This window comes from Kitasatospora sp. NPDC057198 (assembly GCF_042670125.1).
GTDB lineage: Bacteria > Actinomycetota > Actinomycetes > Streptomycetales > Streptomycetaceae > Kitasatospora.
Genome location: NZ_JBHUWH010000097.1, coordinates 1 through 21,028 on the forward strand (window position 1 = coordinate 1; position 21,028 = coordinate 21,028).

Genomic DNA, 21,028 nt, shown 5'->3' on the forward strand with positions numbered 1-21,028 from the left:
ATCCTCGGCCTCAACGGCGCCGGCAAGACGACCCTGCTCCGCCTCCTCGGCGGCGCGGAGAAGCCCGACACCGGTGAGGTCATCGAGGGCCACGGCCTCAAGCTCGGCTACTACGCCCGGGGCGGGGTCCGCGGGTCAGGGGCAGGGGCCGGGTCAGGGGCGGGGCCCGCGGGTCAGGGGCGGGGGCGGGTCAGGTGGGTGGCGAGGGCGGCGAGTTCGGTGCGCCAGGGCGGGGGGACGGGGGCGGTGGCGGCGATCCGGCGGGTGCGGTCGAGCAGGTGGGCGATGGTGCGTTCGGCGCGGAGGTGGTCGGCGGGGCCGAGCAGGACCTCGCGCAGCAGGTCGCCGTACCAGTCGCGGTCGCCGCTGCCGTCGAGGAAGCCGCGCAGGCGCCACGCGGAGTGCAGGGGGCGGGCGTAGTCCTGGTAGAGGACGGTGAGGTCGCCGCGGCCGGCCAGCGCGGCGCCCATCATCAGGGGGTGCTGGAGGGCGTACCAGCCGGTGCCGCAGCTGCGGGCGCAGCCGGCGAGGCAGCCGGCCGGCCAGGGGTCGGTGAGGTGGCGGCTGGTGAGCGCGGAGTCGACGTAGCTGCCGCCGAGCCGGCCGATCCGCAGGTCGTGCCAGAGCTGGCGGGCGACCTCGGGCAGGTCGGCGGCGAGGCGGTCGGCGAGGGCGGTGGCGAGTTCGCCGACGAGGGCGGCCATGCCGGCGCCGAAGCCGCGGGCGTCGCCGCCCCAGCCGTTGCGTTCGTGTTCGGCGGCGTGCCGCACGTGCAGGGTGGGGGTGTCCTGCCGGAGCAGGGCGTTCTCGCGGACGTCGCGGCGGATCAGGTAGGCGGTGTCGAGGAGTTCGAGGGCGACGGCGGCGTCCACGGGGGGCGCGGCGGCCGCCTCGCCGCCGGCCGCGAGGTAGCCGGTGAGCAGCACGGTGGGCCGCAGGCGTTCGCCGCCCGCGGCGAGGAGTTCGGCGAGGGCGTCGACCATGCCGGTGGCGCGCGGGTCGACGGCCCGGCAGCGGGCCTGTTCGGCGCGCAGCAGCCCGCGCACGCGTTCCTCGACGCGGGCGGGCATTCCGGTGCGCGGGAGCTCGGACCGGACGGCGTCCGGTGGCACGGGCTGCGGCGTCATGGCGTCTCCGTGGATGGGCCCGGCTCCCCCCGGGGCCGGGCCGGACGGTCACCGGCCGGGCGGGGGCGTCAGGCCCGGCTGCCGGTGCCGAGCAGGTGGAGCTCGGCGGGGAGGTCCTGGCGGCGGGTGATGTTGAGTTTGCGGTAGACCCGGGTGAGGTGCTGTTCGACGGTGCTGACGGTGATGTAGAGCTTGCGGGCGATCTCCCGGTTGGTGTGGCCGTACACGGCGAGGGTGGCGACCCGCTTCTCGGAGTCGCTGAGCCGGGTGTGCGGGTCGTCCGGTCCGGCGGCGCCCTCGGCGGGCTGTTCGCGCGGGCTGTCGGCGCCGCAGTTCGCGGCGAGCTGCCGGGCGCGGCGTTCGACGGTGTCGGCGCGGCTGCCGTCGCCGAGTTCGCGCAGCACGGCGGCGAGGTCGGCGAGGGTGCGGGCGAGTTCGTGGCGGTCCTCGGCGGCGTGCAGTTCGTCGACGGCGCGGGTGAGCAGGGCGTGGCGCCGGCGGGGTTCGCCCAGGGCGGCGCGCACCCGCAGGGTGAGGCCGGCGATCCACGGGTGCCCGGCGTCCCGGTGGGCGAACTGCTCGTCGAGCAGCCGGGCGGCCTGCGGGGTCTCGCCGAGCTGGATCAGGGTCTCGGCGGCGCCGGTGCGCCAGGGCAGCAGGAGCGGCCGGTCCAGGCCCCAGCGGCGCAGGCTGCGGCCGATCTCCAGGAAGTCCCCGAGGGCGGCGTGCGGGCGGTGGGTGGCGAGGTGGTGGTGGCCGCGGGCGTACAGGTGGGCGAGGCCGTGGACGCTGCCGGCGAGGCCGTCGGGCAGCGGGCGGCCGAGTTCGCGGGCGGCGGTCTCGTGCTGTCCGGCGGCGGTGGCGGCGCGGACCAGGGTGGCGGCGACGCCGCCGGCGAAGGCGCTGCCGCCGCGTTCGGGCAGCAGGTCGAGGGCGGCTTCGGCCTGCTGCTGGGCGCCGGTGAGGTCGCCCTGGCGGAGCAGGGCCTCGGCGTACAGGGCGGTGAAGGCGGTCTGCCAGCCGGGGGCGCCGCGGCGGGCGGCCTCCTCGACGAACACCTGGCACCAGGGCAGGGCGCGGGAGGGGCCGTCGACGGCGAGCAGGGCCCGGACGGCCTGGGCGATGGGGGCGGCGGTGGCCTCGCCGAGGGTGGTGCCGCGCAGGAAGTGCTCGGTTTCGGCGGCGGCCCGGCCGTCGGGGGTGTAGGCGGGCAGCGCCCAGAGCACGGCGGGGGCGGGGCCGCGGGCGGGCTGCGGTTCGCCGGAGCGGGTGGTGGTGGTGGCGTGGCCGGCCCACCGGGGGAAGGCGGAGAGCCCGTCCAGCGGGTCGGCGGTGCGGCCGATCCGGGGGGTCCGGGCGGGGCGTTCGGGGTCGCGTCCGGTGGCGGGCCGCTGGTCGAGGACGTCGGCGGCTTCGTCGATCCGGCCCTGTTCGGTGAGCAGCCGGGCCAGCGGCGCGATGCCGTCGGGGGCGAGCCGGCCGGCCCGCAGGGTCTCCAGCGGTGCGGCGAGGGCGCGTTCGGCGGCGCTGGGGTTGGTGCGCCAGGTGAGGGCGGCGAGCCTGGTGCGGTAGTGGGCGCGGCGGCCGTCGTCGGCGGGGCCCTGGCAGGCGAGTTCGAGGCAGGCGGCGGCGAGGTCGGGGGCGCCGTCGGCGAGCAGCTGGTCGGCGGCGGCGGCGAGGACGGGGACGGCCCAGGACAGGTCGGTGGGGCCGAAGGCGAGCAGTTGGGCGGCGACGGCGGTGGTGGGGGCGCCGTCGTGGTGGGCGAGTTCGGCGGCGGCGCGGTGCAGGGCGGCCCGGTCGTGCGGGTCCATCCGGTCGAGGACGGCCTGCCGGGCCAGCGGGTGGCGGAAGCGGTGGCCGTCGAGGATGCCGGCGGCGTCCAGGGCGGCGGTGCCGCGGGCGGCGGCGCCCGCGGCGGTGCCGGTGAGCCGGGCGGCGAGGTCGGGGGCGGCGAGGTCGTCGAGGACGGCGAGCGCTTCGGCGAGCCGGAGCGCGGCGGGTCCGCAGCGGTGCAGGCAGGCGAGGACGGCCTGGGTGAAGGCGCCGCCGAGGGCGGGGGCGCGGCCGCCGGCCCGGTGCTCCTCGAACAGGGCGCGCAGCAGCAGCGGGTTGCCGCCGGCGGCGTCGGCGGGGGGCGGGGTGCGGCCGTCGGCGGGTCCGGCGGCGAGTTCGGCGGCGGCGAGCCGGGCGACGGCGTCGGGGCCGAGCCGTTCGGCGCGGATCCGCACGAAGCCGCGCTGGCGCAGCAGTTCGGTGCGGTAGCCGGGGTCGTCGCCGTTCTCGTGGACGGATTCGGTGCCCACCAGCAGGACGCGGGAGGCGCGGGTGCGGCGGACCAGGTGCAGCAGGTACTGGCAGGAGAGGTCGTCGACGTGGTGCAGGTCGTCGACGCAGAGCACGACGGGGGCCTGTTCGGCGAGCCGGTGGACGGCGGCGCACAGCGCCTGCATGGTGTCGATCCGGGTCGGGTCGGGCGCGTCGGCGGGGTCGGGCAGCGTCCCGGCGGGCGCGGCGGCGAGGAGTTGGCCGAGGACGCCGAGCGGGAGGCGGTGTTCGACGGCGGTGCCGATGGCGCGCAGCACGACGGCCCCGGCGGCGGCGGCGCGCTCGGCGACCGTCTCGACGAGTTCGCTGCGGCCGCAGCCCGCGGCGCCCTCGATCAGCACGACTCTGGGGGTGGCGCGCAGGCAGTCCGCGAGCGCGCTGTCCAGGACGGCGAGTTCTCGTTCACGGTCGATCAGCACTTTCGGCCCCCGGCTTCGTCCGCGTCACGGTCGGTGTCAGCGGGCCCGCTCCCCGGCGGTCGCCTGGGGTGGTGCGGGCTCGGCAGAGACGTGCCGTCCGGAATCCGTTCCGCCGGCGCTGCCGAGTCTAGGCGGCGGGGGGGCGTCCGAACGGCCCGGCGGCGGGCGGTGAAAGCTGCACGGCAACAACTTCCCCCCGGTGTCCGGGGCGGGGTCAGCGGGTCGGGAAGAGGCGGCGGGGGACGTCGCGGGGGCGGGTGCGGGCGCGCCACTCGCGCGGGTAGCCGATCGAGACCTCCTCGAACCGGACGCCGTCGTGCCAGCTGGTGCGCGGGATGTGCAGGTGGCCGTAGACGGCGGCGGCGGCGCGGTAGCGCAGGTGCCAGTCGGCGGTGCGCTCGGTGCCGCACCACTGGGCGAACTCGGGGTGGCGCAGCGCGTCGGTGGGTTCGCGCACCAGCGGGTAGTGGTTGACCAGGACGGTGCGCAGCGCGGGGTCGCAGGCGTCGAGGCGGCGTTCGCTCTCGGCGACCCGGGCGCGGCACCAGGCGTCCCGGCCGGGGTGCGGGTCGGGGTGCAGCAGGTACTCGTCGGTGCAGACGACGCCGGCCCGGCGGGCCTGGTCGAGGGCCTGGTCCTTGGTGGCCGCGGCGGGGGTGCGGAAGGTGTGGTCGTAGAGCACGAACAGCGGGGCGACGACCAGCGGTCCGCCCGGTCCGCACCAGACGGGGTAGGGGTCCTCGGGGGTGAGCACGCCGAGGGAGCGGCACAGGTCGACCAGGTGCCGGTAGCGGGCTTCGCCGCGCAGTTGGACGGGGTCGTCGGGGGTGGTCCACAGGTCGTGGTTGCCGGGGACCCAGACCACGGTGGCGTAGCGGGAGCTGAGGACGCCGAGCGCCCATTCGACGTCGGGGAACAGCTCGCCGACGTCGCCCGCCACGAGGAGCCAGTCGGCGGGGCTGTCGGGGTGCAGGTCGCGGACGATCTCGCGGTTCTCCCGGTGGGCCACGTGCAGGTCGCTGATGGCCATGAGCTGTCCGTGCGGCATGGGCCGAGGGTACGGTCGGCGGGGGGCGGTCGGCACCCCTGCCGGACCCCTATCGCCCCTTCCTGACGGATCGTCAGTTCACTTGCAGGGTAAGGATCCTGACACGGGGACGGCCGGGGCCGCGGTGTTCCCGCGTGCTCCCGGCCGGTCCGGCGGTGTGGTCGGCGCCGCTCAGCCCCAGCGGTCGTCGGCGGGCAGGACGGTGTGACCGGAGCCGTCGCCGACGGGGGCGAGGGCGGGGTCGAGGAGCGCTCCGGCGACGGGGGCGCCGGCCTGCTGCCCGGCGGGCAGGGCGATGTCCTGGGCGGTGTCCTGGGTGGTGGCCGTCGGGGAGGGGGAGGGTGCGGTGACGCCCCATCGGTCGTCGCCGAGGGTGGCGGTGTTTCCGGTGAGGGTGCCGAACCCGATCAGGGCGGCGGTCCCCGCGGCGAGCAGTGCGGTGAGGGCGGTGTTCCGTATCCGGTCGGTCGATCGCTTCATTGCATCCCCCAGCAGTCGGAACGGGTCGGAGAAGTGTCGGCGGGCCCCGGCCCCACGGACCCGGGGCACCTCGCCTCGGGCCCTACTCTGCCCCGTGAGCAGGGCCCGGCCCGAGACCAAACCGATGGCGTAAAGTTGCATGGCAGGAACTTCGCACTCCGACGGGGGTCTTCTGAGTGTTCGTCCGCCCGCAGTCTCCGACCGGTTTCGCCGAGCTCGACGACCTGAGTGCGAGTGCCTACGGGCTCGCGGTCGAGTCGGGCCGTTTCGACCGCGCGGCGATCGCGGCGGCGCTGAAGCTGGACGAGGCCGAGATGGACCGGATCGAAGAGGTCCTGCGGACCATGCACCTGTTACAGCCGCGGCCCGGTGATCCGAGCGTGCTGGCCCCGGTCAGTCCGGACGTGGCGGCGGCCGACCTGGTGGGCCCGGCGGAGCAGCAGATCCGGGACCTGATGCAGGCGGTGACGGACGTGCGGGGGAAGCTGCTGTCGTTGACGCCGCTGTACTTCGAGGGCCGTCGGCTGCGCAACCGCTTCGAGGCGTTCGACGTGGTCACCGACGTGGACACGATCCAGAACATGCTGGACCACCTGGGGCAGACCTGCCGGCACCAGCTGCTGACCGTCCAGCCGGGCGGCGCCCGTCCGTCCACGCTGCTCCCGGCCGCGCTGAAGTCGGCCGAGGGGATGCTGGAGCGCGGGGTGCAGATGCACACCATCTACCAGCACACGGCCCGTTCGGACACCGCGACCAGGTCCTACGTCCGGGAGGTGATGGCGATGGGCGCGGAGATCCGCACGGTGGACCAGGTGATCGACCGGATGCTGATCTACGACCGGGAGACGGTGTTCCTGCCGGTGCGCGGCGCGGCGGACGAGGAGTCGCCGGGGGCCGCGATCGTGCGCGAGCCGACCCTGGTGGCCTTCGTGTGCGCGGTGTTCGAGCACCTGTGGGACAGCGCGACGCCGTTCGTGCACGACGCGGCGAAGACCGCGCCGGCCACCGACGACCTGAAGCAGTCGATCATCCGGCTGATGGCGCGGGGCTACAAGGACGAGGTGGTGGCGCGCCGGCTCGGCATGTCGGTGCGCACCTGCCGGCGCCACATATCGGAGATCACCGAGGAGTTGGAGGCCACCAGCCGTTTCCAGGCGGGGTACAACGCGGCGCTGGCGGGCCTGCCGGACCCGTCCCTCCGGCCCCGGGACTGACCCGGCGTCAGGGCGTGCCACGCCCGCCGTCCTCCCCCTCGCGCAGGGCGTGCTCGATCGCGTCCACGCAGTCCGGGTCGAGCATTGTCGTCATGTCCATGTCACCGATGGTGCCGAAGCCCGCGTCGTACACCGCCACGCTGATCCGGTACCCGCTGTCCAGGACGAAGGTGTGGAAGCCCCACTCGTCCCCGGTCCCGGTGCTCCCGTCCGGGCGCTGCACCCGCACCGGGCGGCCGTCCGGCCCGAAGCCGAACTCGGTGAAGCTGAACTGCATGCCCTGCCCGATCGCCTTGCTGTACGCCTCCTTGAGGGTCCACAGCCGCACCAGCGCCGGGTTGCGCTCCTCCTCGGCCAGCGCGGCCAGCGTCACCAGCTCGTACGGGGTGCACACGTGGCGGCCCAGGCCCCGCTGGTACATCGGGCGGTCGGCGCGCTCCGCGTCCACCCCGATCAGGCCGCGGGTGGTCAGGCCGACCAGCAGCAGGTCCTCGGTGTGGCTGAGGCTGATGTCCACCTGGTCGCAGCCGCGCAGGTAGGGCCGCCCGGTCGGCCCGTAGGCCAGCTCCAGGGCGTTCGGGTCGCCGTTCAGGACGGCGCCGGCGGCGAGCTTGAGCAGCACCCGGGAGGCGGCGTAGCGGTGCCGGACCTCGGGGTGGGCCAGGTCCAGGTAGCGCGACCAGTCCCGGCCGAGCAGCTCGCGCAGCTCCGCGCCGGAGGGCAGGTCCGGCTCCAGGTCGGCGATGTCGGCGTGCACCAGGGCGGTGCCGTGCTCGGCGAGGTCGGCGCGCACGGCCTTCCAGACCTCGCCGCGGGCGACCACCCGCAACGGCCGGCCGACCTTCGGTCCGGCGGTGGGCTTTCCGGGGTCGGTCATGCCTGTCGCTCCAGAACTGAGTGGACCTCCCGGAGGCTGTGCGCCTCCAGGAGGGCGTGGACGGGGATCCGGCGGCCGCCCTCCGCCTCCAGCAGGGCGACCAGCCGCAGCAGGTTCATCGAGTCCCAACCGGGCAGCTCGGCGAGGTCCCGGTCGGCGTCCCCCGCGCCGACCGGCAGGTCCAGTTCCCTGCGGACCAGGCCCAGGAACACTTCAAGGCTGTCACGCACGCCCCTCACCCGTGCCCTCCATCCGCAGGTCGAGACGGACGTGTCCGGGAACGGCCGGTCGTCCCGTCAGATCGTGCCGGTAGCACACCAGTTCCCCCTCGCGACCGGTCTCGGCGAACCCGAGCCCCGGGTAGAAGTCCCCCGCCCGCGCGTTGCGGGCGGTCGGCCGGTAGCGGGCCTCCACGGCCCGCAGCCCGGCCGCGGCGGCGTGCTCCAGCAGCGCCGCCAGCACCGCCTGCTCGATGCCCCGGGCCAGCACCCGGCAGCTGAGCCAGACGTTCTCCAGCAGCAGCCGGTCCGCGGACCGGCCGCCCAGCACCGCGCCCACCAGCCCGTTCGCACCGAACCGGTCGGCCGTCCGGACGGCCAGCAGCAGCCGGCCCGGGGCGGCCGCCAGCCGGGCCGGCTCGGCCGGGTCCAGGCGCCGCCCGGTCAGGTTGAACCGGTTGGTGCGCTGGGTGAGCTGGGCCAGCCTCGGGTACTCGTGCGGCCGCGGCGGGGAGACCTCCGCCCGCACGTCCAGGCCGGCCAGGAACTCGGCGAGCGAGCCGCTGCGCCCGCGCAGCCGCGCCCGCTCCCCCTCGGCGCGGTACTGCCCCGCCCGGTCCCGGTCCTCCGCAGTCAGCCGCGGCACGTCGAACCAGCCGTCGGCCAGCAGCCGCACCGGGTGCAGGGCCGGTTCGCCGTCCAGCGGCAGCACCACCGCGCCCGGCACGCCCTCGCGCACCCGGGCCCGCTCGGCGGGCGAGTCGTCCGCGAACACCAGCGCCTCCGGGACCAGCCCGAACTCCTCCTCCAGGCCCGACAGGTGGGCCGCCTTGTCCGACCAGTCGGCGTCCACCCGGACGAAGTCGTCCTCGCGCAGCCGCAGGTCCGGGTGGCCGCGCAGGGTCTCCAGCACCCGCTCCCGGTCGTTCTTGCTGCTCACCGCGAGCAGCACGCCCTGCGCGGCGAGCTGGCGGGCCCGGTCCTGGAAGGCGCCGAACGCCTCGCCGCGCAGCGTGCCCGCCGCCGCGACGCCCTCCGGGCCGTCCTCGGCGAGCACGCCGTCCCACAGCGTGCCGTCCAGGTCCAGCACCAGGCACTTGCGGGTGCGGCCGCGCAGCGCCCGGGCCAGGTGGCCGACCTCCCGGGCGTAGCCGGCCAGCAGCGGCGCCGCCAGCCGGGCCCCCGCGTAGGCGGCGAGCCGGGCGTCGACGGCCGGGCCGCCGTCCGCGACCAGCGGGTCCAGGTCGACCACCACCAGCGCCGGGTGCTCCTCGGCCAGCCGCAGCAGTCCCGCGTTGAACTCCCGCCACACCACGCCCAGTCGGGCCCGGGAGCGCAGGTCGATCAGCTGGTGGGTGTGCGCGCGCAGCAGCGGCACGGTGTTCAGCACCAGCGTCGCGGGGCAGGTTCGCGCGAACTCGGCGGCCAGCGCCGCCAGCCGCTCCAGCACCCGGCGGGCCGCGTCGGCCGCGTCCTCGACCCGCCACACGGCGGGCACCTCGGCGAACACCGTCTCGGCGTCCAGCAGGCACAGCACCAGGTCGGGGCGGGCCGCGAGCAGCGGGCCGGCCGGGTCGGCCAGGTCGCGCAGGTAGCCGCCGTGGTCGCCGAGCACCGGCCGCACCAGCAGGCCGTGCCGGGCGAACTCGGCGGTCAGCGGGTCGACCAGCCCGCCGACGGTGGACTGCCCGGTCACCGCGACCGAGAGCACCGGCGTGTCCGGGTGCCGCCGGAGCACCTCGTCCGGGTCGGCCCCGGCCAGCACCCGGCCGGCCCGGCCCAGGTCGAGGGCGCGCCGGTCCGGCTCCGCCTCGTCCAGCAGGTCGGCGAGCAGTGCGGGCAGCCGCGGCCAGGCGGCGGCCAGTTCGCCGGCGGCCCGCAGCCGCCGCAGCCGTTCCAGCGGCGGCGGGGCGACGGGGGCGGGGAGCGGGGGCGGTGTGGTCACGGCGGGCCTCAGACCTTCTCCAGCGCGAAGCCGGTCTTGATCCACTTGCTGGACTCGACGGTCACCGCGAGGGCGCGCCGGCCGGGGGCGATCCGCGGCAGCAGCCGTTCGAGCTGGAGGAAGGGCAGCGCGTTGCCGGTGTTGCCGGTGTCGCCGACGCAGCTGACCTCGTCCAGGCCGGGCAGCGCCAGGTGCTCGACGACGCGGGCGGTCATCCGTTCGGAGAGCTGCGGCGGGAGCAGGTGGTCGACGTCGGCGGTGCTCCAGCCGACCCGGTCGAGCAGCTCCCAGAACACCTCCGCGGCCAGCACCGGGACGCGCTCCTCGATGGCCTTGTAGTCCTCGGTGAGCAGCGGCCGCTCGACGTGGCGGTCGCTGATCCCGTACCAGTCGACGGTCTGGCCGGCCGGGCGGCCGAGTCCGGCGAAGCTGTTGAGGACGCCGCGCACCGCGAGCCGCTCGCCGAGTGGTTCGGCGGTCAGGACGGCCGCGCCCGCGCCGTCGCCGAACAGGACGTAGTTGACCAGTTCCTCGGTGGGCATCCGGGCCGGGTCGCGGCGGACGTCCAGGTGGCGGGCGGTCAGGTCGCCGCCGAGCACCAGGCCCGCGCCGGCGCCGCCGGCCAGCAGGGCGCGGCCGAGGTCGAGCGCCTGGACGGCGCCCGAGCAGCCCGCCTGGAGCTGGTAGACCGGCAGGTGGTCGAGGCCCAGGCGGTCGGCGACCTGGGTCGCGCTGGTCGGCAGCAGGGTGTCGGGGGTGGCGGTGGACAGGACCAGGAACTCGATGTCGGCGGCGTCCAGTCCGGCGGACTCCAGGGCCCGGGCCCCGGCTTCGGCGCACAGGTCGACCAGGGTCCGGCGGACCTCGCCGGTCTCCAGGTCCCAGGCGAAGTGCCGGGCCCTGGTGCCGACGAAGATGTCGATCCACTCCTCGCTCACGCCCAGCAGCCGGCCCAGTCGGGCGTTGTCCACCGGCGCGCCGGGCAGCGCGGTGCCGATCGCGGCGAGGTGGGCCGTCGGCCGGACGGCGTCGGTTCGGGTCATGGTGCGCTCCTTCTCCCCTCGGATCGGGTCATGCCGCTTTGGCGGTGAGCAGGTCCGCGTAGAGCTCCGCCAGCGAGGCGACGGTGCGCAGGGCGGGCAGCAGCCGGTGGATGGAGACCTCGCCGGCCTGCGGCAGCCTGGCCTCCACGGCGTCCTTGAGCTGCATGATCATCACCGAGTCGAAGCCCAGGTCCTCGTAGAACCGGGCGCTCGGCACGACCCGCTCCGGGGCGTGGCAGCCGACCTCGCGGACCGCCTCGGCCACCAGCGCGAGCACCGGGTCGTCCGCGGCGAGCGCCGGGGCGGGCTCCGCGGCGGGCTCCGTGGCGGCGGGGACGGGGGCGGGGGCGGGGACGGGCTCCGCGGCGACGGCGGCGGGGGCGGCAACGGCGGCGGCCGGGTTCTGGGGGCGGCCCCAGTAGCGGTTGGCGGTGGAGAAGACGTACGGCCGCAGGCGTTCGGCCGGGGCCGGGTCGGCGGGGTGCAGGGCGCTCCACTCCGGGTCGAGGCCGGCCCGGTAGAGGGCGGCGACGGTCTCGGCGACGTCCCGGCCGGTGGCGCCGGGGCCGGGCGCGGGGTGCAGGAACTCGACGCCGGCGGCCCGGCCGGAGCGGCCGGCCAGCGGGAGCAGGTGCGGGCGCGGCCCGATCTCCACCAGGTGGGTGGGGGCGACCTCGTCGATCAGCGCGCCGAGGGCGGCGTCGAAGCGGACGGGTTCGGCCAGTTGGGCGGCCCAGTAGTCGGCGTCCATCGGCCGGTCGCCGAGCATCGCGCCGTAGCGGGTGGAGGCGAGCGGGATCCGGGGCGGGGCCGGGTCGGCGGCCGCGGCGGCGGCCCGGAAGGCCGCGACGGCGGGGGCCATCCGCGGCGAGTGGAAGGCGTGCGAGACCGCCATCCGGGTGGTGCGCACGCCGCGGCCGGCCAGCACCCGGTCGGCCCGCTCCAGGTCGGCGTCCGGGCCGGAGAGCACCGTGTCGGCCGGGCCGTTGACCGCCGCGACCGCCAGTCCGGGCCGCTCGGCGAGCAGGTCGGCGAGGTCCTCGGGCGAGGTGCGGACGGCCAGCATGCCGCCGCCGGCCGGGAGTTGCTGCATCAGGGTGGAGCGGGTGGCGACCAGTTCGGCGGCCCGGCCGAGGTCGAGGACGCCGGCCAGCACGGCCGCCGCGAACTCGCCGACGCTGTGGCCGAGCACGGCGGCGGGGTGCACGCCCAGCTCTCCGAGGGTGGCGGCGAGCGCGTAGCCGACGGCGAACAGCGCGCCCTGGCCGGGGCCGGTCTCCCGGACGGCCTCGTCGCCGCGCAGCAGCAGGTCGCGGACGGAGCCGCCCAGGTGCGGGGCGAGCGCGGCGTCCGCGTCGGCGAGGTGGCGCCGGTAGAGCGCGGACTCCCGGTGCAGGGCGGCGGTCATCGCCGGGTACTGGCTGCCCTGGCCGGTGAACAGGAACGCCACCACGGGCCGGCTCCAGGGCCGTTGGGCGTGGCCGCCGGGTCCTTCGGCGGCGGCCCGGCGCAGCCGGTCGGCGAGCTCCTCGGTGTCCCGGGCGGTGACGGCGTACCGGTAGGGCAGGCCGGTCTTGACCAGGTTGCTGCTGCGGCACAGTCCGGCGGCGGAGCCGCGCGGGCGGCGGGCGACCGCCTCGGCCTGGGCGGCGAGGTTGCGGGCCAGGCCCTCGGGGCTGTCGGCGGTCACGGTGAACACGCCGACGGCGGCGGTGCGCGCGCCGCCGCGGGCGGCCGGGCGCGGGGCGGCGGTGCGCGGGGCGGTGGCGAGGACGGCGTGGGCGTTGGTGCCGCCCATGCCGAAGCTGCTGACGCCGGCGGTGACCGGTCCCGGGGGCAGCCGCAGCGGGGACTTGAGCAGCCGCAGTCCGCGTTCGGCGAGCCGCAGCTGGGGGTTCTCCCGGTCGGCGAAGCGGCTGGCGGGGACGATCCGGTGGTGCAGCGCCAGCACCGTCTTGATCAGGCCGGCGATCCCGGCGGCGCCCTCGGTGTGCCCGAGGTTGCCCTTCACCGAGCCGATCGCGCAGGGCCGTTCGCGCTCCACGCCGTGCACCTCGCCGAGCGCCGCGCACTCGATGGCGTCGCCGAGCACGGTGCCGGTGCCGTGCGCCTCCAGGAAGGAGACCTGGTCGGGCGTCACCCCGGCCCGCCGGTAGGCGGCGCGCAGCACCTTCTGCTGGGCCCACCGGTTGGGGGCGGTGACGCCGTTGCTGCGGCCGTCCTGGTTGACGGCGGTGCCCTTGATGACGGCGTAGACCCGCTGCCCGTCGGCGAGGGCGTCGGCGAGCCGGCGCAGCACCACCAGGCCGACGCCGTCGCTGCGGCCGATGCCGTCGGCGTCGGCGCTGAACGGCTTGCAGCGGCCGTCGGGGGCGGCCAGGCCGAGCTGGCCGTAGACCAGGCCGAGCGTCGGGGTGAGCAGCAGGTTGGCGCCGCCGGCCAGCGCGGTGTCGCACTCGCCGGACAGCAGGGCGTTGCCGGCCAGGTGGACGGCGACCAGCGAGGAGGAACAGGCGGTGTCGACGGCGAGGCTGGGGCCGGTGAGGTTGAGGTGGTAGGAGATCCGGTTGGCGGCCATGCCGGCGCTGCTGCCGGCGCCGAGCTGCGGGGTGACCTGCGCGGGGTCGGCCATCCGCAGCCGGCCCCACTCGCCGCCCATCACGCCGACGAACACGCCGGTGTCGGTGCCGGCCAGGTCGACCGGGGAGCGGCCGGAGTCCTCCAGGGCCCGCCAGGCGCACTGCAGCAGCAGGCGCTGGTGCGGGTCCATCGCGGCGGCCTCGCGCGGGGCGAGCGCGAAGAAGTCGCTGTCGAAGCTGTCCACGTCGGCCAGGAAGCCGCCGCGCAGCAGGGTGCCGTGCCGGTCCTCGCGGACGCCGGGGGGCAGGTCGGCGGCGCTCCAGCGGGCCGGGGGCACGTCGCCGACGCCCTCGCCGCCGCTCATCAGCAGGTCCCAGTAGGCGTCCGGCCCGGCGGCGGCGGGGAAGGCGCAGTCCAGTCCGACGACGGCGATGTCCCGGTCGGAGCGCTCCTCCCCCGGCCGGGTCCCGTCCCGCTGCCCGGCGGCCATCAGAACCGCCCGTCCAGGGCGTTGGGCAGGTAGACCAGGCGGGCGGTGAGGCTCTCCAGGGTGGGGTGGTCCCAGATCAGGATGGGTTCGACGGCGAGGCCGAACTCGTCCTCCAGGTCGCCGCAGAGGCTGAGCGCGCACACCGAGTCCATGCCGTACTCGGCGAGCGGGACGGTGGGGTCGAGGGTCTCGGCGGGGCGGTTGAGGTAGAGCGAGAGCCTGTCGAGCAGCCAGTCGTACGGGACCAGGCCCGGGACTGCGGCGCCCCGGCGGGCGGATGCGGTCATCGCTGGAATCCTTGTCGTGTCGTCGGGCGGTCCGGGGCGGTCAGCCGGGGACGGGGGTGTTGTGGAGGTCGAAGCCGCGCCGGTCGGCGAAGCGCAGCCGCAGTTCGTGCCGGACCCTGGTGACGCACTCGGGCGGCAGGTCGTCGACGCGGGTGCCGAGCTGCCGGGCGATCCGGTGCAGGGCGACGGCGGCCCAGCTGGGGTCGGCGAGGAACGGGTCGGTGCCGCCGCGGGCGTGCCGGTGCACGCCGGCGACCGCGGCGGCGGCCAGCAGCAGCGCGTACCGGTCGACCAGCGGGAAGCTGGCCGCGCCGCGCGGCCCGGCCCGGTCGGCGTCCGACAGGGCCAGCACCCGGCGGCGCAGGTCGCGCAGTTCGCCGGTCAGCCGGACGACCAGGTCGTGCAGCGCGCGGGCGGCGGGCGAGGTGCCGGGGGCGGTGTCGGCGAAGGCGGGCAGTGCGGCGCTGAGGCTGTCGCGGCCGCAGGCCAGGGCGAGCCGGGCGGGGTCGAACGGCGGCAGGTCGGCGCCGGGCCGGAACAGTTCGGCGGGGGGCTCGGCCTCGGCGAACCAGGAGCCGCGGGCCAGCCAGGGCAGTTGCGGGATGACGGTGGCCTGGCAGGCGACCGTCCCGGCGTGGCCGAGGCTCAGCACCGGGACGTCGCGGATGTGCTTCTGGAAGATGCCGAGGTTGCCGTCGCGGGTGTAGATCCCGGCGCCGAGCACCACCGACAGGTCGTACATCGTCTTGATCAGCACCTTGGGGAGCAGGTACTTGAGCGAGGACGAGTAGACGCTGGTCTGTTCCGGCAGCAGGTGCAGGGCGCGGGTGGCGACCACCGCGAGCGCGTCGTACAGCAGCAGGTTGACGAAGGCGTTGACCAGCGCCTGGTCGATCTTGGCGGGGTCGGTCCAGGAGCCGCGGGCGCCGCGGTCCAGGTCGAACTGGACGGCGGTGCGCAGGCTGGTGTCGACCGCGGCGAGGGCCAGCGAGGCGATCACGGTGCGGCTGACCTGGAAGGAGCGCAGCGCGGTCGCCACGCCGCTGCCGGCCGCGCCCAGCAGTTCGGGCTCCGGGACGGGGCAGTCGTCGAAGGCGATGCCGTGCCACAGGCAGCCGCGCAGGCCGACGGCGTGGTGCCGGGGCAGCACGGTGGCCCGGCCGGGGGGCAGTTCGCGCGGGTCGAGCAGCAGCACGGAGTGGCTGTGCCGGCCGGGCGCGGGGTCGGTGCGGCAGAACAGCACCAGGGCCTCGGCCCGCCCCAGGTTGTTGATCATCGGTTTGGCGCCGGTGAGCAGCAGGGCGCCGGCGCCGGGCCGGGCGGTGATCTGGCTGCGCACGTAGTCGTTGCTGTGCGCGGTCTCGTGCTGGGCGATGGCGGCCCGGGCGCCGCGCAGCAGCAGTTCGGCCATCCGCTCCTGCTGGGCGGGGGTGCCGGCGATCCACACGTCGGAGGCGGCCATGAAGGTGTGCATGCCGTAGCCCATGCCGAGGCCGACGTCGCGGCGGAACAGCGGCCGCATCACCCGGACCAGGTTCTCGAAGGACTCCAGCCGGCCGCCCAGGTGCCGGGGCACGTACTCGGCGGAGGTGCCGAGCCCGTCGAGCAGTTCCTCGGCGGCCGCGAACGGGACGGCGGCCCGGTCGGCGGCCAGCAGCCGGCGGTAGCCGTACGGGTTGCCCTCGTCGGTCGGGTCGCCGAGCGCGCTCTCGATCTCCTCGACCCGGGCGCGCGAGAGCAGGGCGGTCATCGCCGCAGCCCCCCGCCGACCGCGGTCCGCCGCACGGGCGGGACGGCGGTGTGCTCCTCGCCCCGGGTCAGGGTGCGCATCGCCGGGTCGAGCACCTCGTACTCGCCGCGCAGCGTCCCCTCCAGGAAGAGGCTGCGCATCAGGGTCCGCCGCACCTTGCCGCTGGTGGTGCGGCGGACGGTGCCGGGCGGCACCAGCAGCACGTTGCCGGCCGGGATGTTGAAGTCGCGGCCGAGCAGCGCCTGGATCCGCTGGGCGAGGCCGCGCAGGGCGGCCGGGTCGCTGTCCGCGCCGAGGCCCTTGACCTCCTGGACGACGACCAGCTGCTCGCGGCCGGCGTGCGCGGCGAAGGCCGCGCCCAGGGCGAGCGAGGGGTGCAGGCCGCGCACCGCCCACTCGATGTCCTGCGGGTAGACGTTGCGTCCGTTGAGGATGACGACCTCCTTGAGCCGGCCGGTGACGTACAGCCGGCCCTCGTGCAGGACGCCCAGGTCGCCGGTGCGCAGGAAGCCGTCCCCGTCGCCGTCCTGCGGCCCGTCCTGCGGCCCGTCCTGCAGCCCGTCCTGCGGTTCGTCCCCGGCCAGGGCGGCGTGGAAGGTCTCGGCGGTCTCGACGTGGCGCTGCCAGTAGCCGGCCGCGACGCTCTCGCCGCGCAGCCAGATCTCGCCGATCGCGCCGGGGGGCAGTTCGCGGCGCGTGCCGGGGTCGACGATCCGCAGGTCGAAGCCGCGGACGGCGCCGCAGCCGACCAGGGTGCGGAAGGGGCGGTCGAGCAGGGCCGGGTCGGCGGGCGCGAAGCGGTCGGCCTCCAGGGCGGCGGCGTCGACGGCGGTGGCCGCGTACGGGGCGCCGGCGGTGCCGCCGGAGACGATCAGGGTGGCCTCGGCCAGCCCGTAGCAGGGGTACATCGCCTCGGGGCGCAGCCCGGCGGCGGCGAAGCGGTCGGCGAACGCCCGCAGGGTGGTGGGGCGGACCGGCTCGGCGCCGTTCAGCGCCAGCCGCCAGCGCGACAGGTCGAGTCCGGCGAGCTGCTGGTCCGTCACCCGGCGCACGCACAGGTCGTAGCAGAAGTTGGGGCCGCCGCCGACGGTGACGCCGTGCTCCTCGATCGCCTTCAGCCAGCGGTAGGGGCGCTTGACGAACGCGGTGGGCGTCATCTGCACGGAGCGGGTGCCGAGCCAGATCGGGTGCAGCAGGTGCGCGATCAGGCCCATGTCGTGGTAGTGCGGCAGCCAGCCGCCGAAGCGGTCCTCGGCGGTGGTGTCGAACGCCTCCCGCAGGGCCCGCTGGTTGGCGAGCAGGCTGCGGTGGGTGACCATCACCCCGCGCGGGTCGGAGACCGACCCGGAGGTGTACTGCAGGAACGCCAGGTCGTCCGGCCCGGCGGGGGTGTCCGGCCGCCACGGGGCGTCGGGGTCGCCCAGGCCCGGGGTGTCGGTGGCCAGGCAGACCGCGTCCGCGCCGTACGGGCCGACCGCCAGGCAGAGCGCGACCTCGGCCGCGCTGGCGGTGTCGGTGAGCACCAGCCGCGCGCCGGCGTCGCGGAGCACCGCGGCCGTCCGGTTGAGCCGCTTGCCGTCGCCCTCGGCGCCGGGCAGCGGCACGGGCACGGGCACCGCGCCGGCGTACAGGCAGCCGACGAACGCCTTCAGGAACTCGGTGGTGGACGGGTAGAGCAGCAGCACCGGCTCGCCCTCGACCCGGTGGGTCCGCAGCGCCGAGGCGATCCGGCGGGCCTCCCGGTCCAGCTCGGCGTACCCCAGCACCTCGGCGGGCGCCCCGGGGTCGTCCGGCAGGAAGACGTGCACCGGCTCGTCACCGAGTTCCGCGCACCGGGCCCGCACGAGCTCGGTGAAGGTGTCGAAGCGTGACATGGCATCCCCCTCGGACGGTCTCCTCCGGCACGGGCGCCCCCGCCCATCGGGGGGCCTTCGTACCGTCCGATGGTGCTGCGGGGCGCTAAAGGCGCGCTTAGGGCGCCGTTTAGGGCACTGTTCAGGGCGCTGTTCGGGCGCCGCGCGCGGCGGGCGCGGCGGGCGCGGTGGGCGCGGCGGGCGCGGTGAGGTGGCATGGCAGTTCCATGACGATCCGGGTCGGGCCGCCGGGGGGGCTGCTCAGCAGGAGGGTGCCGTCGAGGGCGGCGAGGCGGCGCTGGATGCCGTGCAGGCCGCTGCCGCGGTGCGGGTCCGCGCCGCCGCGGCCGTCGTCGGCGACCTCGGTGCGCAGCCGTCCGGGCGTGTAGGAGAAGGCGACGGTGGCGTGCCGGGCGCCGCTGTGCTTGGCGGCGTTGGTGAGCGCCTCGCTGATGGCGAAGTAGGCGGCCGACTCGATGTCGGCGGCGGGCCGGCCGGGCACCTCGGCCCGCACCTCGACGGCGAGCGGGACGTCCAGGGCGAGGGCCCGCACGGCGTCGGGCAGGCCGCGTTCGAGCAGGACCGGGGGGTGGACGCCGCGGACCAGGTCGCGCAGTTCCTGCAGGGCCCGGCCGACGTTCTCCCGGGTCTCGCAGAGGAGTCTCTTCGCGGCCTGCGGGTCCCGGTCGATGAGCGACTCGACCGCGCCGAGCCGCATGCCGACGGCCACCAGCCGGGCCTGCGCACCGTCGTGCAGGTCGCGTTCGATCCGGCGCAGTTCGACGGCCTGCTCCCGCGCGGCGGCGGGGCCGGCCCGGTGGGAGGGGCCGAGCAGGGCCCGCGTCCAGTGGCCGTGCAGGCGCAGCGTGCGGCGGGCCGTCCCGAGGCCGGCGGTGGCCAGCGCGAGGCCGAACAGCGCGGAGCCGGTGCCGTCGCGGGGCAGCAGGACGTAGCCGGGGCCGGTGTGCAGCGCGGGCTGGGCCAGCCCGAACAGGCCGTAGCCGACCAGCAGCGGCGGGACGACGGCGGTCGTCCCGCCGATCAGCGGGTTCAGCAGCACCCACAGGTAGTCGCGCCAGGTCGCCGGGTCCGCCCACAGCCAGCCGAGCGCGCCCGGCTCCGGAGCGCAGGCGGGGCGGGGCAGGTAGGGGGAGGGCACCGGGACGCCGGACCACTTGCCGGCCAGGCGGCGGGCGAGGCCGGCCGCGGAGCGGGTGAGCCCGGTCAGCGTGGGGAACAGCGGGAAGAACCCGAGGCAGAACCAGAGGGCGAAGCCGACCAGGGTGGTGGCCAGCAGCCCGAGGGCGAGCGGGACGAGGGCGGCGAGGACGGTCAGCCGGCCGAGCGCGGCGGCGTGGCCGCGGGCCCGGCCGAGCACGGGAGCACCGCTCGCTCCCTCGGCCACCGGTGACTGCATGCTGCTCACGGCACCTCCTGCGGCCGGTCCGGCGCGGTGGCGCGCCGGGTGTGCGCCCGCCGCGGACTCGCTTCCGAACATTCGTCGTTCGACGGTAGGCCGGGCCGGCCGGGCCGGCCGAGCGCTGCGGGCGGGGTCAGGGGGCGGCAGGGGGCGGGGCCGGCGGGCGGGGCCGGGGGGCAGGGGTCGGCGGGCGGAAGTGAGGGGTGGGCGGCGGGAGATGAGGGGTCGGCAGGGGCCGGCGGTCGGGGGCGGGGGCGGCGGGGGCATTGCGGCCGCTTTTCCGCGCCCACCTGCGGAATTGATTCCGTGTGTTTTTCACATCGCGTCAGAAAATCGAACAGACGCGCTGGAACGGGTGGGGGTAGCCCCACCCGGGCCGGGGCGCAACCGGGTGGCCCGGCCCGGTCGGCGGACCGTAGGTTTTCCGCACCCGGTCGAATTCGGCGGCCGGCAGGCGGGAGGACGGCGGATGTCCGTGGTGATCGACGTGCGGGAATTGCGCAAGGCGTACGGCGGCGTGGTCGCACTCGACGGGGTTTCGTTCTCCGTCGAGGAGGGCGAGGTCTTCGGGGTCCTCGGCCCGCCGGGGGCCGGCAAGACCACGCTGGCGGAGTGCGTCCAGGGGCTGCGGGCGCGCGACGGCGGCCACCTGGAGGTGCTCGGCCGCGACCCGGCGGCCGGCCGCGCCGAGGTCACCGGGCGGCTGGACGCCGGACTCCGCGAGGGCACCGCGACCGACCGGGCGCGGCTGGCCGGGACGCTGTCGCTGTACGGCTCCTTCTACCGCGACCCGGCCGACTGGCAGCGGCTGGTGGAGGCCGTCGGCCTGTCCCCCGGAGCGCCGGAGGGGGGCCTGGAGCGGGCGCTGGCGGAGGTCGGCAACCCGGAGGTCGCGGTGTTCGACGGGCTGACCGCCGGGCTGGACCGGCAGGCCCGGGAGGAGACCTGGGAGCTGGTCGAGTCCGTGCGGAGCGGCGGCACCACCGTGCTGCTGGTCACCGAGCACTGGGAGGAGGCCGAGCGGCTGTGCGACCGGGTCGCACTGATGGACCGGGGCCGGATCGCCGTCACCGACCGCCCCGACCGGCTGCTGGCCCGGGTGCGCAGCGGGCAGCGCGTCCAGTTCCGCCCGTCCGCGCCGTTCGACCACGGCCTGCTGGCCCGGCTGCCCGGGGTCAGCGGCGTGAACCGGCAGGGCGAGCAGGTGGTGGTGACCGGCACCGAGGGCGTGCTGGAGCAGGTCACCGGCCTGCTGGCGCAGCACCGCGTCGAGGCCCGGGAGCTGAGGGCGGACCAGGCCGCGCTGGACGCGTTCCTCGGTCTGATCAGCCGCCGCTCCGAACCCTGACCGGACGGCGCCGCCCCGGCCTACTCGGGGTTCACGATCCGGGCCCGGCGGTTGAGTTCCCGGGCGAAGTCGTCCCAGATCCGGGAGTTCTGCCGGGACAGGTGGATGATCAGGTCGAGGCAGTGCGAGGGCACGGACGCGCAGATGTCGCTCATCTCGCGGGCGCCCAGCACGTTCTCCTTGAACATCCGCAGCAGCCGGCGGCCGAGTTCGCTCTGCCGCAGCGACGGGTCGCGCATCAGCTTCTCGAGGGTGTCGGTGGACGGCGGACCCAGGACCGGCGGCTCCTGCTCCGGCGGCTCCTCCTCTCGCTGCTCGGCCGCGGCGGCACTGCCCCGCGGGCAGGGCACCGGCTCCTCGCCGCGCTCCAGCCGGCGGCGCACGTCCAGCGCGGTGGCCGGGGAGACGCCGGCCGACCTGGCGACCTGGCGCAGCGACGCCTCCGGGTTCTCCCGGATCAGCTCCGCCACCCGCAGCCGCCCGGTGGCGCCGTTGAGCGGGCGGACCTTGCCGTCCCCGCCGACCCGGAACTCGGCCGCGGGCACCGCGTCCGAGGAGCGGCGCAGCTCGGCGACCGCGCGGGCACCGAGGCCGGTGGACT

Annotated in this window: 15 protein-coding genes and 2 pseudogenes; 3 read left to right on the forward strand and 14 right to left on the reverse strand. The window is 76.5% G+C overall.

Going from position 1 to position 21,028, the window contains the following annotated elements:
- Positions 1-120 (forward strand): annotated as a pseudogene (locus ACFUEL_RS14145) (ATP-binding cassette domain-containing protein); the annotation flags it as partial.
- A 53-nt stretch (positions 121-173) separates the two neighbouring features.
- Here ACFUEL_RS14145 and ACFUEL_RS14150 read toward each other — a convergent pair.
- The 4 genes from ACFUEL_RS14150 to ACFUEL_RS14165 all read right to left on the reverse strand — a co-directional run bounded on the left by ACFUEL_RS14150 (position 174) and on the right by ACFUEL_RS14165 (position 5,402).
- Positions 174-1,127, reverse strand: a complete 954-nt coding sequence (locus tag ACFUEL_RS14150; RefSeq protein WP_380236462.1) for a polyprenyl synthetase family protein — start codon at positions 1,125-1,127, stop codon at positions 174-176.
- A gap of 68 nt (positions 1,128-1,195) precedes the next feature.
- Positions 1,196-3,874, reverse strand: coding sequence for an AAA family ATPase (locus ACFUEL_RS14155; RefSeq protein WP_380236463.1), 2,679 nt, complete (start codon positions 3,872-3,874; stop codon positions 1,196-1,198).
- Positions 3,875-4,088: 214 nt separating this feature from the next.
- Positions 4,089-4,922 (reverse strand): metallophosphoesterase family protein, encoded by an 834-nt coding sequence (locus tag ACFUEL_RS14160; RefSeq protein ID WP_380236464.1) that lies wholly within the window; start codon positions 4,920-4,922, stop codon positions 4,089-4,091.
- Positions 4,923-5,093: 171 nt separating this feature from the next.
- Positions 5,094-5,402 (reverse strand): hypothetical protein, encoded by a 309-nt coding sequence (locus tag ACFUEL_RS14165; RefSeq protein WP_380236465.1) that lies wholly within the window; start codon positions 5,400-5,402, stop codon positions 5,094-5,096.
- Positions 5,403-5,578: 176 nt separating this feature from the next.
- On the opposite strand from ACFUEL_RS14165, the gene ACFUEL_RS14170 reads away from it, so the two are divergent.
- Positions 5,579-6,616, forward strand: a complete 1,038-nt coding sequence (locus tag ACFUEL_RS14170; RefSeq protein ID WP_380236466.1) for a hypothetical protein — start codon at positions 5,579-5,581, stop codon at positions 6,614-6,616.
- Between the two features lie 7 nt (positions 6,617-6,623).
- Here ACFUEL_RS14170 and ACFUEL_RS14175 read toward each other — a convergent pair whose 3' ends face one another.
- From ACFUEL_RS14175 to ACFUEL_RS14215, 9 genes are all read right to left on the reverse strand, one after another.
- Positions 6,624-7,493, reverse strand: coding sequence for a 4'-phosphopantetheinyl transferase family protein (locus ACFUEL_RS14175; protein ID WP_380236467.1), 870 nt, complete (start codon positions 7,491-7,493; stop codon positions 6,624-6,626).
- On the reverse strand, positions 7,490-7,723 hold the full coding sequence (locus tag ACFUEL_RS14180; protein ID WP_380236469.1) for an acyl carrier protein: 234 nt from the start codon (positions 7,721-7,723) through the stop codon (positions 7,490-7,492). The genes ACFUEL_RS14175 and ACFUEL_RS14180 overlap by 4 nt, the downstream gene beginning before the upstream one ends.
- Positions 7,716-9,656, reverse strand: a complete 1,941-nt coding sequence (locus tag ACFUEL_RS14185; RefSeq protein ID WP_380236470.1) for an HAD-IIIC family phosphatase — start codon at positions 9,654-9,656, stop codon at positions 7,716-7,718. The genes ACFUEL_RS14180 and ACFUEL_RS14185 overlap by 8 nt, the downstream gene beginning before the upstream one ends.
- Positions 9,657-9,664: 8 nt before the next feature.
- A complete protein-coding gene (locus ACFUEL_RS14190; RefSeq protein ID WP_380236471.1) occupies positions 9,665-10,699 on the reverse strand; it encodes a 3-oxoacyl-ACP synthase III family protein in 1,035 nt (344 codons plus the stop codon).
- A gap of 28 nt (positions 10,700-10,727) precedes the next feature.
- Entirely contained in the window at positions 10,728-13,769 is a 3,042-nt protein-coding gene (locus ACFUEL_RS14195; protein WP_380236473.1) for a type I polyketide synthase, read from the reverse strand.
- A complete protein-coding gene (locus ACFUEL_RS14200) occupies positions 13,769-14,056 on the reverse strand; it encodes an acyl carrier protein (protein WP_380236474.1) in 288 nt (95 codons plus the stop codon). Before ACFUEL_RS14200 ends, ACFUEL_RS14195 begins: the two co-directional genes overlap by 1 nt.
- A 40-nt stretch (positions 14,057-14,096) precedes the next feature.
- Positions 14,097-15,806, reverse strand: coding sequence for an acyl-CoA dehydrogenase (locus ACFUEL_RS14205; RefSeq protein WP_380236475.1), 1,710 nt, complete (start codon positions 15,804-15,806; stop codon positions 14,097-14,099).
- Positions 15,803-17,680 (reverse strand): fatty acyl-AMP ligase, encoded by a 1,878-nt coding sequence (locus ACFUEL_RS14210; RefSeq protein ID WP_380236476.1) that lies wholly within the window; start codon positions 17,678-17,680, stop codon positions 15,803-15,805. The genes ACFUEL_RS14205 and ACFUEL_RS14210 overlap by 4 nt, the downstream gene beginning before the upstream one ends.
- 121 nt (positions 17,681-17,801) lie before the next feature.
- Positions 17,802-19,076 carry a histidine kinase gene (locus ACFUEL_RS14215; protein WP_380236478.1) on the reverse strand — a complete coding sequence of 425 codons (1,275 nt, stop codon included), beginning with the start codon at positions 19,074-19,076 and terminating at the stop codon, positions 17,802-17,804.
- 472 nt (positions 19,077-19,548) lie between these two features.
- Between ACFUEL_RS14215 and ACFUEL_RS14220 the strand changes: the two genes are divergently transcribed.
- The gene (locus ACFUEL_RS14220; protein WP_380236477.1) at positions 19,549-20,427 is read left to right on the forward strand and encodes an ATP-binding cassette domain-containing protein; all 879 of its coding nucleotides are present in this window, start codon (positions 19,549-19,551) and stop codon (positions 20,425-20,427) included.
- Positions 20,428-20,447: 20 nt separating this feature from the next.
- Here the strand turns inward: ACFUEL_RS14220 and ACFUEL_RS14225 are convergent.
- A pseudogene (locus ACFUEL_RS14225) lies at positions 20,448-21,028 on the reverse strand (transcriptional regulator); the annotation flags it as partial.

What these genes read in the sequence shown, in the direction of transcription:
- ACFUEL_RS14215 (WP_380236478.1), bottom strand. Translation starts at nt 19,076, where the DNA reads ATGCAGTCACCGGTGGCCGAGGGAGCGAGCGGTGCTCCCGTGCTCGGC.
- ACFUEL_RS14200 (WP_380236474.1), bottom strand. Translation starts at nt 14,056, where the DNA reads ATGACCGCATCCGCCCGCCGGGGCGCCGCAGTCCCGGGCCTGGTCCCG.
- ACFUEL_RS14205 (WP_380236475.1), bottom strand. Translation starts at nt 15,806, where the DNA reads ATGACCGCCCTGCTCTCGCGCGCCCGGGTCGAGGAGATCGAGAGCGCG.
- ACFUEL_RS14220 (WP_380236477.1), top strand. Translation starts at nt 19,549, where the DNA reads ATGTCCGTGGTGATCGACGTGCGGGAATTGCGCAAGGCGTACGGCGGC.
- ACFUEL_RS14210 (WP_380236476.1), bottom strand. Translation starts at nt 17,680, where the DNA reads ATGTCACGCTTCGACACCTTCACCGAGCTCGTGCGGGCCCGGTGCGCG.
- ACFUEL_RS14175 (WP_380236467.1), bottom strand. Translation starts at nt 7,493, where the DNA reads ATGACCGACCCCGGAAAGCCCACCGCCGGACCGAAGGTCGGCCGGCCG.
- ACFUEL_RS14160 (WP_380236464.1), bottom strand. Translation starts at nt 4,922, where the DNA reads ATGCCGCACGGACAGCTCATGGCCATCAGCGACCTGCACGTGGCCCAC.
- ACFUEL_RS14165 (WP_380236465.1), bottom strand. Translation starts at nt 5,402, where the DNA reads ATGAAGCGATCGACCGACCGGATACGGAACACCGCCCTCACCGCACTG.
- ACFUEL_RS14190 (WP_380236471.1), bottom strand. Translation starts at nt 10,699, where the DNA reads ATGACCCGAACCGACGCCGTCCGGCCGACGGCCCACCTCGCCGCGATC.
- ACFUEL_RS14195 (WP_380236473.1), bottom strand. Translation starts at nt 13,769, where the DNA reads ATGGCCGCCGGGCAGCGGGACGGGACCCGGCCGGGGGAGGAGCGCTCC.
- ACFUEL_RS14150 (WP_380236462.1), bottom strand. Translation starts at nt 1,127, where the DNA reads ATGACGCCGCAGCCCGTGCCACCGGACGCCGTCCGGTCCGAGCTCCCG.